The sequence below is a fragment of the Pantoea sp. SYBGC1 genome (assembly GCF_057197005.1).
This window is the reverse complement of sequence record NZ_JBXUNM010000001.1, coordinates 14,356-26,710: the sequence shown is the minus strand read 5'-3', so window position 1 is coordinate 26,710 and position 12,355 is coordinate 14,356. Positions and strand designations below refer to the sequence as shown.

Here is a 12,355-nt window from a genome sequence, read left to right as displayed (position 1 = left end):
ATGGAGACAGGTTCAGGCTTTTTCCAGCGTACACAGCAAAGGATGTTGATTCTCTCTGGCATAGTTGTTCACCTGCGCAGCTTTTGTCTCTGCTACTTCAGCGGTGAAAACACCGCAGACTGCCTTTCCATGATAGTGAACTTTCAGCATCAGTTGCGTGGCGCGTTCAATATCATAAGAAAAGAACTTTTGCAGAACGTCAATAACAAATTCCATAGGTGTATAATCGTCATTATTCAGGATGACTTTATACATTGAAGGCGGCTTTAACCCTTCACGTACTTTGTCTTCGGCCAGGTGTTCAAAATTAAGCCAGTCGTTTGTGTTTGCCATAATCATCCATTGGAATTCTGCGTTGCGGTCATGCATTTTAGCCTGCACTAACCTGAAGTTTAACACGTCTGTCAAGCCGGGTTTGCTATCGCTGCTATCGGTACGAAAAGCAGATGCGCGACCTGTATCACAAAATTCTCAATAGCGTTAACTGCCTCAAATTTTGGTGATTTTCTGCCCATGCATCCGGGCCGATTGCTTGACGATAAGGTCCGTTTCTCTACATTCTACATGCACAAGCTGATTGAGTTTTAAACAACCTCGACTCACAGCTGCGATGACCTCACCTACTTATCAGAATGTCTTGCGAGGGAAGTAAAAGCATGGAGACGGGTACTGTTAAATGGTTCAACAACGCCAAGGGCTTCGGCTTTATCTGTCCGGTTGGCGGTGGCGATGACATCTTTGCGCACTACTCCACCATTCAGATGGAGGGTTACAGAACGCTTAAAGCGGGTCAGCACGTTCAGTTTGATGTTCACGAAGGGCCAAAAGGCAACCATGCCAGTCTGATTGTGCCCTGTGAGGCGTCGCTGCATTCCTGACCGGCGCAGCGCGCGGTTATTCTGACCACTCCGCCCCTGAAATGCCAGCCGGTAACGCTGGCATTTTAATTTTCATCTATCCTGCACGCCGCTGTGCCAGCATTTTCACCTGACTAAAAAGCGCTCTGAACAGCGGCGGAATCGCCTGCGGGCCGCGCTCGCCGGCCGCCAGCGCCACGGCAATGGCCAGCTCAGGCTTGGAGCTGTGATGGATCGCCTGCGTAATAATACGCCGTGGCGTCATCGCAATGTTTAACGGCAGGTGCGCCATCTGATGATAAACCGCGCGGAATCCGTGCTGATAGAGAAAGTGCTCAATGTCAGCTGCCGGGAACTGCGTCAGGTGCACCTCCTCCTTTTCGTGGGTCAGCAGCTGGCTGCGGGTGGTCGCCGCATATTTTTTTCCTGCCTCATCGCCATCGGTCAATACGTGCCAGGCAATTCCCATACGCCGGGCAAATTTCAGCAGCGGCTTCAGGCCTGCCTGGGCAAACTCGATCACCCGGATCCCTTCTGCGGCAAAATGATCGCCCTGCTGTCGCGCCAGCTCGTTAACGATCCACACCTCCGTCTCGCCCTCTACCAGCAGCCAGCAGCGGGCAAACAGCGCGGCGGGTCGATTCACGCGAATATGAAACGCGATGCGGCGATGATCCTCGGCGCTCAGCCCCGCTTCGCCGATACGCCACGCCGCTACGCGGCTCGCTTCACGCACCAGACGGCAGAGGTTTTCCAGCGGCGTCTGGGAAACCAGTTCACCTGAATTAGTGGTAACCAGCCGCTGCAGCGGCAGCAGCGTCAGTAAATTCCAGGTAACCGAAAGCATTATCGGGTGCAGCCGGGTTTCAGGATCTTCGACCAGCAGAACAGGCTGTGCGCCGTCTGGCAGCGCACTGCTGCCTGGCAGCGCACTGCTGCCCGGCAGCAGTGCCAGCAGTCGCAGCTGCACCGCGCGACGATGCTCTGCATCGGCGCCCGCCAGCAGCCGGTTAAGCGCGTCCAGCGCCTGCCAGCCTGCGCTGCCGTCGCGCAGTTCCGGTGCCATTCGCGGGTGACTGACGCCGGGTTGCTGAACGAGAAAATAGTGCGCCATCAGCTGCTGCATTGTCTGTACGCCCTGCAGCAGCACCTCATCGCTCACCGCCCGGCCGGCCGCCGCGCGATTGAGCTGCCGCAACACGTTCTGCAGCGCCTGCAGACTCCGATCCCGCCCCTCACCGCCCGGTTCATGCGCCCGATGGCGCTGTCCGAACCGCGCGTCGCGTAAACGCAGCACCGGATGGTGCTGCTGCAGCCAGCTTATCGCCGCCGCCGTCGGCTCCGCTGCCAGCAGCTGGTTACGCGCGTCAATAAAACGCCAGCTGCTTTTCACGCCGTCCGCTTTGCAGGTAGCCCGCAGACTGAAGCGCAGATAGCTCCCCTGCTCATCGTGCTGCCAGAAAGGCTCCAGCAGGGTATTTTCCCGCTCTGCTTCACAGGCGCGAAAGCGCACCACTATCTGTAGCGTGCGCCAGCGTGCCGCGGGGGCCGCGGCGGGGAAATGGAAATCCTCTTCGCTGAGGGTGGCGTGCGCGCTGGCCGGATCCAGCATGAGTGAGAACGCGTCCAGCAGGCTTGATTTGCCCCAGGCGTTTTCACCTATCAGAAGATTCGTCATCGTAAGCGGCAGCGAGAGCTGGTTAATGCCGCGAAAGCCGCTGATATCAATATGATCCAGAATCATAGGATTATCCTGTACAGAGGTTGCCTGAGCATGATGTACGGTGGCGTATGGGTCAAGGCGCAGATTATTGGCAGACGGTGATTTACAGCGTGCGCTTTTTTGATTAGCGTGGCGTCCTTTTCCCACGGACGGATGTTCGCTATGTATGGTCTGATGATTATTCTGCTGCCGCTGATTGCCGGTTATCTGCTGCATCTGCAGCAGCCGGCACTGCTCCGCGCGGTGGCGCGGCTGCTCAGTGCGCTGGTCTATATCATTCTGTTTTTTATGGGTGTAAGCCTGGCATTTCTTGACAATCTCAGCACGAATTTGCTCACCATTTTTTATACCGCTTCTATCTCTGCGCTCTCAATTCTCGCCTGTTCGCTGCTGGCATTCTGGCTGCTTGAGCAGCGCCTGCCGTGGCGGCATCAGCATAAAGCGCAGGCGCTGCCGTCGCGTCTCGCGATGGCGCTGGACTCACTCAAGCTGTGCGGCTCGGTGCTGGGCGGATTTCTGCTCGGACTGACGCAGTGGGCTCCGCTGCGCCATGCGGCTACCGTCAGCGAATATGCTCTGATCCTGATGCTGTTTCTGGTGGGCGTTCAGCTGCGCAGCAGCGGCATGACGCTGCGGCAGATTACGCTTAACCGGCGGGGTGCGCTGGTGGCGGCCGTGTCACTGGCTGGCGCGCTGGCCGGAGGCGCGCTGGCCGCTGTCTTCCTTGGACTGCCGCTGAAAACCGGCCTCGCGCTGGCCAGCGGCTTTGGCTGGTATTCGCTTTCCGGCATTCTGATGACGGACGCGTTTGGTCCGGTTATCGGCAGCGCAGCGTTCTTTAACGATCTGCTGCGTGAGCTGATCACGATTATGCTGATCCCGCTGCTTATTACCCGGCACCGCAGCATGACGCTGGGCCTGAGCGGTGCCACCTCGATGGATTTTACCCTGCCGATTCTGCAGCGCGCTGGCGGCATGGAGATTGTCCCTGCAGCCATCGTGCACGGCTTTATCATGAGCCTGCTGGCTCCGGTGCTGATCGCCTTTTTTTCCGCCTGACGGCTCTGCAGCGCACTTTTTCACGGCTGGCGCGCAGCGGCTTCGTCTACGCTTTCTGACTGACAGATTTTTGCCATCAGCATAGATGGCACCCCATCAGAAAGGAGCAAATGATGAAACAAACTGTGGCCGCCCTGCTGGCGCAAACGCTGGAGAGCGCAGGCGTAAAACGTATCTGGGGCGTAACCGGTGATTCGCTTAACGGCCTGAGTGACAGCCTGAATCGCATGGGTACGATTGAATGGATGCCAACGCGACATGAAGAGGTGGCCGCGTTTGCCGCCGGTGCAGAAGCGCAAATCAGCGGCGAGCTGGCGGTCTGCGCCGGCTCCTGCGGTCCCGGTAACCTGCACCTGATTAACGGGCTATTTGACTGCCATCGTAACAATGTGCCGGTGCTGGCGATTGCCGCGCATATTCCTTCCAGCGAAATTGGCAGCGGCTATTTTCAGGAGACGCATCCGCAGGAGCTGTTTCGCGAATGCAGCCACTACTGTGAGCTGGTCTCAAATCCGGAGCAGCTGCCGCAGGTTCTGGGCATCGCCATGCGTAAAGCGATCCTCAACCGCGGGGTCTCTGTGATCGTCCTGCCGGGTGATGTGGCGCTGCAGCCCGCCCCGAAAAGCGCGCGCAGCGAATGGTATCCGCCGCAGCTGCCGCAGGTCGTGCCGGCCGCGGCGGAGCTCGCTGCCCTGGCGGAAACACTTAACGGCGCGGGCAATATTACGCTGATGTGCGGCAGCGGCTGCGCCGGTGCCCATGCTGAAGTTGTCGCCCTGGCAGAACGGCTTAAGGCGCCGGTAGTGCATGCGCTGCGTGGCAAAGAACATATTGAATATGACAACCCGTATGATGTTGGCATGACCGGGCTGATTGGTTTCTCTTCCGGCTATCACGCCATGATGAATGCCGACACCCTGATCCTGCTCGGCACGAAATTCCCCTATCGTGCCTTCTACCCCGCCAGCGCACGCATCATTCAGATTGATATCAATCCCGGCAGCCTGGGCGCGCACAGCCATGTCGATATGCCACTGGTGGGTGACGTTAAAGCCACTATCCAGGCGCTGCTGCCGCAGCTTGAGATGCATGACGATCGCCATCATCTCGATCGTGCACTGGAGCACTACGCTGACGCCCGCAAGAGCCTTGACGATCTGGCAACCGCAAACGACAACCAGGCGATCCATCCCCAGTATCTGGCACAGCAGATCAGCCGCCACGCCGCTGACAACGCCATTTTTACCTGCGATGTCGGCACGCCCACCGTCTGGGCGGCGCGCTATCTGCAGATGAACGGCAAACGGCGCCTGCTGGGCTCGTTTAATCACGGCTCCATGGCCAATGCGATGCCGCAGGCGCTGGGTGCGCAGGCTATCGACAGAGAGCGTCAGGTTGTGGCGCTGTGCGGCGACGGTGGCTTCAGTATGCTAATGGGAGACTTTATCTCGGTAGCGCAGCTGAAACTGCCGGTGAAGCTGGTGATTTTTAACAACAGCGTGCTGGGCTTTGTGGCAATGGAGATGAAAGCGGGCGGTTATCTTACTGACGGCACCGACCTGGAAAATCCTGATTTTGCTGCGATTGCCACCGCCTGCGGCATCAAAGGTATCCGGGTTGAAAAAGCGTCAGATCTTAATGCGGCGCTGGAACAGGCTTTTGCGCATGATGGTCCGGTCCTGGTGGATGTGCATACGGCTAAAGAGGAGCTGTCGATGCCGCCGCAAATCAAAGCGGAGCAGGCAAAAGGCTTCAGTCTCTATATGCTGCGCGCCATCCTCAACGGACGCGGCAATGAGATCACCGAGCTGGCGAAAACCAACTGGCTGCGGTAAAACAAAGCTCCTGCCGGACAGGCAACAATGCGGGCGAACAGCCCGCTTTTTCTTTCAGGAGAGCCACGTGATCGATTTGCGCAGTGATACCGTAACCCGCCCGAGTGCGGCGATGCTGGACGCCATGATGAACGCCGCCACCGGAGATGACGTCTATCGTGACGATCCCACGGTCAATGCACTGGAAGCCGAAGCGGCGGCGATAAGCGGCAAAGCGGCCGCGCTGTTTTTTCCTACCGGCACTCAGGCTAATCTGGTGGCGCTGCTGTGCCACTGCCAGCGCGGCGATGAATATATCGTTGGCCAGCAGGCGCACAACTATAAATATGAAGCGGGGGGCGCGGCGGTGCTGGGCAGTATTCAGCCTCAGCCAATCCTTGCCGCCGAGGATGGCACTCTGCCGCTGGAAGACGTTGCCGCTGCGATTAAGCCGGACGATATTCATTTTGCCCGTACCCGCCTGCTGAGTCTGGAAAATACCCATCACGGCAGAGTCCTGCCGCTCAGCTATCTGGAGCAGGCGTGGCACTTTACCCGCGAACGCGGGCTGGCGCTGCATATTGATGGCGCACGTATCTTCAATGCCGTGGTGGCACAGCAGGTGACGCTGGCAGAAATTGCACGCTACTGCGATTCACTGACTATCTGCCTCTCAAAGGGGCTGGGCACGCCGGTAGGCTCGCTGCTGTGCGGCGACAGCGCTTATATCGGGCAGGCGCGGCGCTGGCGTAAAATGACCGGTGGCGGTATGCGCCAGGCGGGCATTCTGGCGGCGGCCGGACGCTATGCACTACAGCACAACGTGACCCGGCTGCAGGAGGATCATGATAACGCCGCGTGGCTGGCAGAGCAGCTGCGCACGCTGGGTGTGGAGGTGATAAGCCAGCAGACAAACATGCTGTTTGTGCAGGTTCCGCCAGAGCAGACAGAAGCGCTGCAGCGCTGGATGCACGCCGCCGGTATTCTTATCAGCGTGGGCACCCGGACGCGCATGGTGACCCATCTGGATGTGTCCCGCGCCGATCTGCAGCAGGTCGTCGCACGCTGGCAGGCGTTTCTGCAGTCAGCGGGCTGACCGCTAGCGCGCCGCGCCATACTGTGCCAGCAGCGCCCGGGCTATCGCCAGCGTCTCTGCGTCAGCAACACCCCGGTAGTCGCGCGGGCGGAAGTGCATCTGAAAAGCCGCAATCAGCCGGCGCTGCATCTCAGGCGTTGTCGCGCCCGCCACGTCATAGCCATACTGCTGCAGCGCTGCCAGCAGCGGCTGCGGATCCACAACGGCGCTGGCAGACTGGCCCGCCAGATAGCGTGCCACAACAGCCGGATCGGGCCAGGCGCCGCTTCCCTGCGCGGCCAGCTGCTGCCAGGGAAAGAGCGGGCCGGGGTCCTGCTTGCGCTGCGGCGCGATATCGCTGTGGCCCACTATGTTTTCGGGCGTAATAGCGTAACGCTGCTGCAAATCGCGCAGCAGCGCCGCCAGAACGGCGATTTGTTCGGCTGTATAAGGCTGCCACCTTAGCCCGGTCAGCGTACGCTGATAGCCTGCATTGACTATCTCAATTCCTACCGACGTGTCATTAATCCGGGTTGCACCGCGCCAGAAACTCGGTCCGGCATGCCAGGCAAGCTGCTGCTCCGGCACCAGCTGCCAGACCACTCCCCTGCCCGCTCTCTGCGGCGGCTGGCGCGGGAGCAGATAGTGTGCGCTGACCTGCCGATCGGTCAGGGTTGCCAGCGAGGAGGAGAAATCGTCCGCGGTGTAGTGGATCACCACAACTTTAATGCGCGGTCGTGCCCCCTGCGCCGGATGGGTGGTATCGGCCCAGTAACCCTGACGCGCTTCCATTGGGGAGTGACAGGCGCTGAGCAGCAGCGCCATCGCTGTAACCAGCAGTAAACGCATTAGCGCACGATAACGGCGGTGCCGGAGACGCTCACCATCAGCATACTGCTGTCTTTACCCACGGTTTCGTAATCGATATCGATACCGACTACCGCGTTAGCACCCAGTGCTTTTGCCTGATCGCCCAGCTCCTTAAACGCAATCTCACGCGCCTTGCGCAGCTCTTTTTCATAGGCGCCCGAGCGGCCCCCTACGATATCGCGAATACCGGCAAAGAAATCGCGAAATATATTGGCGCCCAAAATCGCCTCGCCGGTTACAACGCCGCAGTATTCGGTAATGCTGTGGCCTTCCAGAGTTGGTGTCGTCGAAAATTTCATGGTTATCTCCTGAAGATGTCGATGGAACCCGCACGCATGGTGCTGAAAAAGCACGACTATACTCTATGCTAAAACCCATGCTTTGCCACAGAACAATAAGGAACCGGAGATGAGAATCAAAGCCCTTGCACTGCTGGCATCAGCAGCAACGCTGCTGAGCGCCTGTACCACCGTAGAGCCGGTTATCAGGGATAATGGCCCGCGCAGTGCGTCCTGTATCGATGGCGGGCCGGATAGCGTGGCGCAACAGTTTTATGATTTACGCGTGAAGGCTCCCTCAGCAGGCCTGCCTGACCCTGCGCTTCTGGCCAGATATCGCCCTTATCTGAGCGATCATCTTTATCAGACGCTGCTGCAGGCGCGGGAAAAACGCAATCAGCCGGCAGAGTGGCGTCAGGGCGATCTCTTTTCCAGCCTGGCGCAGGGGCCGGCCGCCGCTGAGGTTGACAGCGCCTCTTCAATCCCCAACCGCGATGCGCGAAATATCCCGCTACGCGTGACGCTAACGCGCGGAGATAAACAGTGGCGCGATGAGGTGCTGATGATCCGCGAAGGCGAATGCTGGGTGGTGCAGGATGTGCGCTATATGGCGGCGTGGCCCCACGCCGGTGGCGGCTCACTCAGCCAGCTGCTGGAGCAGAAAAAATAGCGCATTTTTTTGTTATCCCGTTCACACATTAGGGTGCCGCATCGGTAGAGAACCCCTAACCGGTGTTAACGTCGGACGTGGAAGTCGCGCAAACCACGCCTGACGCAGGCTGCACAATTTCCTGCTGCACCAGAGCGGGTAAGCGCTGTTTAATAAATTTTAAGTCACCCGATTTGCATAACTATGCCGGGAACGTTAAGATTTGCGGCACTATTTGCTCTCTATATTTCCGCGCATGAGTATTCAATTAAACGCTATTAACTGCTTTTACGGTGCCCATCAGGCGCTGTCTGACATCAACCTGGAGTGTCCGCAGGGAGAGACGCTGGTGCTGCTTGGTCCCAGCGGTGCCGGTAAGAGCTCACTCCTGCGCGTACTCAATCTGCTGGAGCTGCCGCGTTCTGGTACGCTGCAGATTGCCGGTAACCAGTTTGACTTTACCAAAACGCCTGCTGACAGCGAGATTCGCGAGCTGCGCCAGAACGTCGGCATGGTATTCCAGCAATATAACCTCTGGCCCCACCTGACGGTTATGCAAAACCTTACTGAGGCCCCCTGCCGGGTGCTGGGCCTGACAAAAGAGGCGGCGCGCGCACGCGCCGATAAGCTGCTGGAGCGCCTGCGCCTGACACCTTATGCCGATCGTTTTCCGCTGCACCTCTCCGGTGGTCAGCAGCAGCGCGTGGCGATTGCCCGCGCGCTGATGATGGAGCCGCAGGTGCTGCTGTTTGATGAGCCCACCGCCGCGCTCGATCCGGAAATTACCGCGCAGATCGTAACGATTATTCGTGAACTGGCACAGACGCAGATCACGCAGGTTATTGTGACCCACGAGGTAGAAGTGGCGCGCAAAACCGCCAGCCGCGTGGTCTATATGGAGAATGGTCACATCATTGAACAGGGTGATGCCAGCCGCTTTACACAGCCGCAAACCGATGCGTTTGCACACTATCTTTCGCACTAAGTCAGGATGCTAATAATGAAAAAAGTTGTACTTGCTGCCCTGCTCACCACGCTGAGCCTGAGCGCTTCTGCTGCACAGACGCTGCGTTTCGCTACCGAAGCCTCTTATCCGCCGTTTGAATTCGTTGACGCTGAAAATAAAATTCAGGGGTTCGATGTTGATCTCGCTAACGCACTTTGCAAAGAGATGGATGCGACCTGCACCTTTACTAATCAGGCGTTCGACAGCCTGATCCCGAGCCTGAAATTCCGCCGTTTTGACGCGGTAATGGCCGGCATGGACATCACGCCAGAACGTGAAAAGCAGGTGCTGTTCAGTAAGCCTTACTACGATAACTCTGCCACCTTTATTGCGCAGAAAGGCAAACTGGCTGATGTTGCCGCCCTTAAAGGCAAGCGCGTCGGCGTACAGAACGGCACTACTCACCAGAAGTTCCTGACTGACAAGCATAGCGATATTACTATCGTGCCTTACGACAGCTATCAGAACGCCGTACTGGATCTGAAAAATGGCCGTATCGATGCCGTCTTTGGTGATACCGCCGTGGTTAATGAGTGGCTGAAGCAGAACGCAACGCTGGCACCGCTGGGTGAAAAGGTCACGGATAAAGATTACTTCGGCACCGGCCTGGGCATCGCCGTGCGTCAGGGCAACGCTGAACTGCAGGGTAAGTTCAACGCGGCACTGGATAAGATCAAAGCTGACGGCACCTACAAGACTATCTACAGCAAATGGTTCCAGCAGTAATCTCTGATGAATGAAATGATCTCTCTTGCAAGCGCCGCCGGGATAACCGTCGGCCTTGCTGTTTGTGCGCTGATCGCCGGCCTTGTGCTGGCGATGCTGTTTGCTGGCTGGGAGTCGCTGCGCATAAAACCGCTGGCGTGGGTCGGCACCGTGCTGGTCACGCTGATCCGCGGTCTGCCGGAAATCCTGGTCGTCCTTTTTATCTATTTTGGTGCCTCACAGCTGCTGCTGACGCTCTCTGACGGTTTCAGCCTTAACCTGGGCCTGGTAACCATTCCGGTGCAGCTGCAGATTGAGAACTTTGATGTCAGCCCGTTTCTCTGCGGGGTGATTGCGCTGGCTATGCTCTATTCCGCCTATGCGTCACAGACGCTGCGCGGCGCGCTGAAGGCGGTACCGGCAGGCCAGTGGGAATCAGGTCAGGCGCTGGGGATGAAAAAATCCGCCATCTTTTTCCGTCTGATTATGCCGCAAATGTGGCGACATGCGCTGCCGGGCCTCGGCAACCAGTGGCTGGTGCTGCTGAAAGATACGGCGCTGGTGTCGCTGATCAGCGTTAACGACCTGATGCTGCAGACGAAAAGTATCGCTACGCGTACGCAGGAGCCGTTTACCTGGTATCTGGTGGCTGCCGCTATCTATCTGTTAATTACGCTGTTCAGTCAGGCGATTTTACGCCGCATTGAATTACGCACCACGCGTTTTGAGCGGGGAGCCTGACGCATGCTCGACTATTTACCCGAACTGTTAAAAGGTCTGCATACCAGCTTAACGCTGACGCTGGCCTCACTGGCGGCCGCGCTGCTGCTGTCGCTGCTCTGTACTGTCGTGCTGGCGCTGAAAGTCCCGGTTGCCAGCCTGCTGGTAAAAGGCTATATCACGCTGTTTACCGGTACTCCCCTGCTGGTGCAGATTTTCCTGATCTACTACGGGCCGGGCCAGTTCCCCTCCATCCAGAGTGTGCCCTGGCTCTGGCATCTGCTGTCGCAGCCCTGGCTGTGCGCGATGCTGGCGCTGTCGCTCAACAGCGCCGCCTACACCACCCAGCTATTTTATGGTGCGGTACGCGCGATTCCTGCGGGTCAGTGGCAGTCATGCGCCGCGCTCGGCATGAACCACAAAGATACGCTGCGTATTTTGCTGCCCTACGCGTTTAAGCGCGCCCTCTCCTCCTATTCCAACGAGGTGGTGCTGGTGTTTAAGAGCACCTCGCTGGCCTACACCATTACGCTGATGGAAGTGATGGGCCACGGTCAGATGCTTTACGGACGCACCTATGACGTAACGGTCTATGCGGCAGCGGGTCTGATCTATCTGGTGGTTAACGGCGCGCTGACGCTGCTGATGCGGCTGATTGAGAAACGCGCACTGGCATTTGAGCAGCGCAGCTGATCGCCATCGGAGCGGCTGCTTTTGCGCCATGCCGGCGTCAGAGCAGTCGCCCTTCGCAAAGCCTTACTTATCCAAAATAATTGCATAAAAATTCATTAAATGGCATTGTGTCATGCATTCCGCCTCTGGCTTGCTTATGAGAATGACATAATGAAAAAATGGATTATCGCCGCAGCGCTCGCTGCGATTACTGTGAATGCTTATGCAGCTGAAAAAATACGTTTTGCCGTTTCCGCTACCTATCCGCCGTTTGAATCACTGGATCACGACAATCAGATTGTGGGCTTTGATATCGATCTGGCGAAAGCGCTCTGTGCGAAAATCAAAGCGGAGTGCACGTTCACAAATAATGCGTTTGACAGCCTGATCCCGTCGCTGAAGTTCCGCCGTTATGATGCGGTGATTTCCGGTATGGATATTACCGCCGAGCGCAGTAAGCAGGTCGATTTCAGCCAGCCTTACTATGCTAACTCCGCTATCGTCATTGCCCGTAAAGGAGAGTTCAGCGATTTCAGCCAGCTGAAAGGCAAGCGTATCGGCGTAGAGAACGGCACCACCCACCAGAAATATCTGACTGAAAAGCATCCGGACGTGGTAGCGGTCGCGTATGACAGCTATCAGAACGCGATTCTCGACCTGAAAAACGGCCGCCTCAATGGCGTATTTGGCGACAGCGCCGTGGTAAGTCAGTGGCTGAAAGCCAATGAGGATCTCACTACCGTAGGCGAGCACGTGACCGATGCCGCTTACTTTGGCACCGGCCTGGGTATTGCCGTGCGTAAAGGTAACAGTGCCCTGCTGAATGAGTTTAATACCGCGCTGGCGGCTCTGAAAGCTGACGGCAGCTGGCAGCAAATTAACCAGAAGTGGTTCCCGGAGTAACTTCTCTTCTCAGCGCGTGCTGCG

General features: G+C 57.6%; 14 protein-coding genes. 10 read left to right on the top strand and 4 right to left on the bottom strand.

The window, feature by feature from the left end; all coding sequences use genetic code 11:
* Positions 1–12: 12 nt before the first annotated feature.
* Complete coding sequence (clpS, locus tag AC2CF9_RS00145) at positions 13–333, bottom strand: ATP-dependent Clp protease adapter ClpS (RefSeq protein WP_039385772.1); 321 nt, start codon at positions 331–333, stop codon at positions 13–15.
* Between the two features lie 323 nt (positions 334–656).
* Between clpS and cspD the strand changes: the two genes are divergently transcribed.
* Positions 657–878 (top strand): cold shock-like protein CspD, encoded by a 222-nt coding sequence (cspD, locus tag AC2CF9_RS00140; RefSeq protein WP_071668677.1) that lies wholly within the window; start codon positions 657–659, stop codon positions 876–878.
* A 76-nt stretch (positions 879–954) separates the two neighbouring features.
* Here cspD and AC2CF9_RS00135 read toward each other — a convergent pair whose 3' ends face one another.
* Entirely contained in the window at positions 955–2,601 is a 1,647-nt protein-coding gene (locus AC2CF9_RS00135; RefSeq protein WP_484555986.1) for a DUF2813 domain-containing protein, read from the bottom strand.
* A gap of 141 nt (positions 2,602–2,742) precedes the next feature.
* On the opposite strand from AC2CF9_RS00135, the gene AC2CF9_RS00130 reads away from it, so the two are divergent.
* The 3 genes from AC2CF9_RS00130 to ltaE all read left to right on the top strand — a co-directional run bounded on the left by AC2CF9_RS00130 (position 2,743) and on the right by ltaE (position 6,549).
* A complete protein-coding gene (locus AC2CF9_RS00130) occupies positions 2,743–3,639 on the top strand; it encodes a LysO family transporter (protein WP_150017234.1) in 897 nt (298 codons plus the stop codon).
* 113 nt (positions 3,640–3,752) lie between these two features.
* A complete protein-coding gene (poxB, locus tag AC2CF9_RS00125) occupies positions 3,753–5,474 on the top strand; it encodes a ubiquinone-dependent pyruvate dehydrogenase (protein WP_484556427.1) in 1,722 nt (573 codons plus the stop codon).
* Between the two features lie 67 nt (positions 5,475–5,541).
* On the top strand, positions 5,542–6,549 hold the full coding sequence (ltaE, locus tag AC2CF9_RS00120) for a low-specificity L-threonine aldolase (protein WP_150017233.1): 1,008 nt from the start codon (positions 5,542–5,544) through the stop codon (positions 6,547–6,549).
* A gap of 3 nt (positions 6,550–6,552) precedes the next feature.
* On the opposite strand, the gene AC2CF9_RS00115 is transcribed toward ltaE, so the two are convergent.
* Positions 6,553–7,377 carry an N-acetylmuramoyl-L-alanine amidase gene (locus AC2CF9_RS00115; RefSeq protein WP_484555985.1) on the bottom strand — a complete coding sequence of 275 codons (825 nt, stop codon included), beginning with the start codon at positions 7,375–7,377 and terminating at the stop codon, positions 6,553–6,555.
* Entirely contained in the window at positions 7,377–7,697 is a 321-nt protein-coding gene (locus AC2CF9_RS00110; RefSeq protein ID WP_039383506.1) for a heavy metal-binding domain-containing protein, read from the bottom strand. Before AC2CF9_RS00110 ends, AC2CF9_RS00115 begins: the two co-directional genes overlap by 1 nt.
* A gap of 109 nt (positions 7,698–7,806) precedes the next feature.
* Here AC2CF9_RS00110 and AC2CF9_RS00105 point away from each other — a divergent pair, with 109 nt between their 5' ends.
* From AC2CF9_RS00105 to AC2CF9_RS00080, 6 genes are all read left to right on the top strand, one after another.
* Positions 7,807–8,346, top strand: coding sequence for a lipoprotein (locus AC2CF9_RS00105; RefSeq protein WP_150017231.1), 540 nt, complete (start codon positions 7,807–7,809; stop codon positions 8,344–8,346).
* 235 nt (positions 8,347–8,581) lie between these two features.
* Positions 8,582–9,310 (top strand): arginine ABC transporter ATP-binding protein ArtP, encoded by a 729-nt coding sequence (gene artP / locus AC2CF9_RS00100; RefSeq protein WP_484555984.1) that lies wholly within the window; start codon positions 8,582–8,584, stop codon positions 9,308–9,310.
* Positions 9,311–9,325: 15 nt separating this feature from the next.
* Positions 9,326–10,057 carry an arginine ABC transporter substrate-binding protein gene (gene artJ / locus AC2CF9_RS00095; RefSeq protein WP_071668670.1) on the top strand — a complete coding sequence of 244 codons (732 nt, stop codon included), beginning with the start codon at positions 9,326–9,328 and terminating at the stop codon, positions 10,055–10,057.
* Between the two features lie 6 nt (positions 10,058–10,063).
* Positions 10,064–10,777: an arginine ABC transporter permease ArtQ gene (artQ, locus tag AC2CF9_RS00090; RefSeq protein WP_071668669.1), complete on the top strand. Its 714-nt coding sequence runs from the start codon at positions 10,064–10,066 to the stop codon at positions 10,775–10,777.
* 3 nt (positions 10,778–10,780) lie between these two features.
* The gene (artM, locus tag AC2CF9_RS00085; RefSeq protein WP_484555983.1) at positions 10,781–11,449 is read left to right on the top strand and encodes an arginine ABC transporter permease ArtM; all 669 of its coding nucleotides are present in this window, start codon (positions 10,781–10,783) and stop codon (positions 11,447–11,449) included.
* A gap of 150 nt (positions 11,450–11,599) precedes the next feature.
* Positions 11,600–12,331: an arginine ABC transporter substrate-binding protein gene (locus tag AC2CF9_RS00080; protein ID WP_484555982.1), complete on the top strand. Its 732-nt coding sequence runs from the start codon at positions 11,600–11,602 to the stop codon at positions 12,329–12,331.
* Positions 12,332–12,355 lie beyond the last annotated feature (24 nt).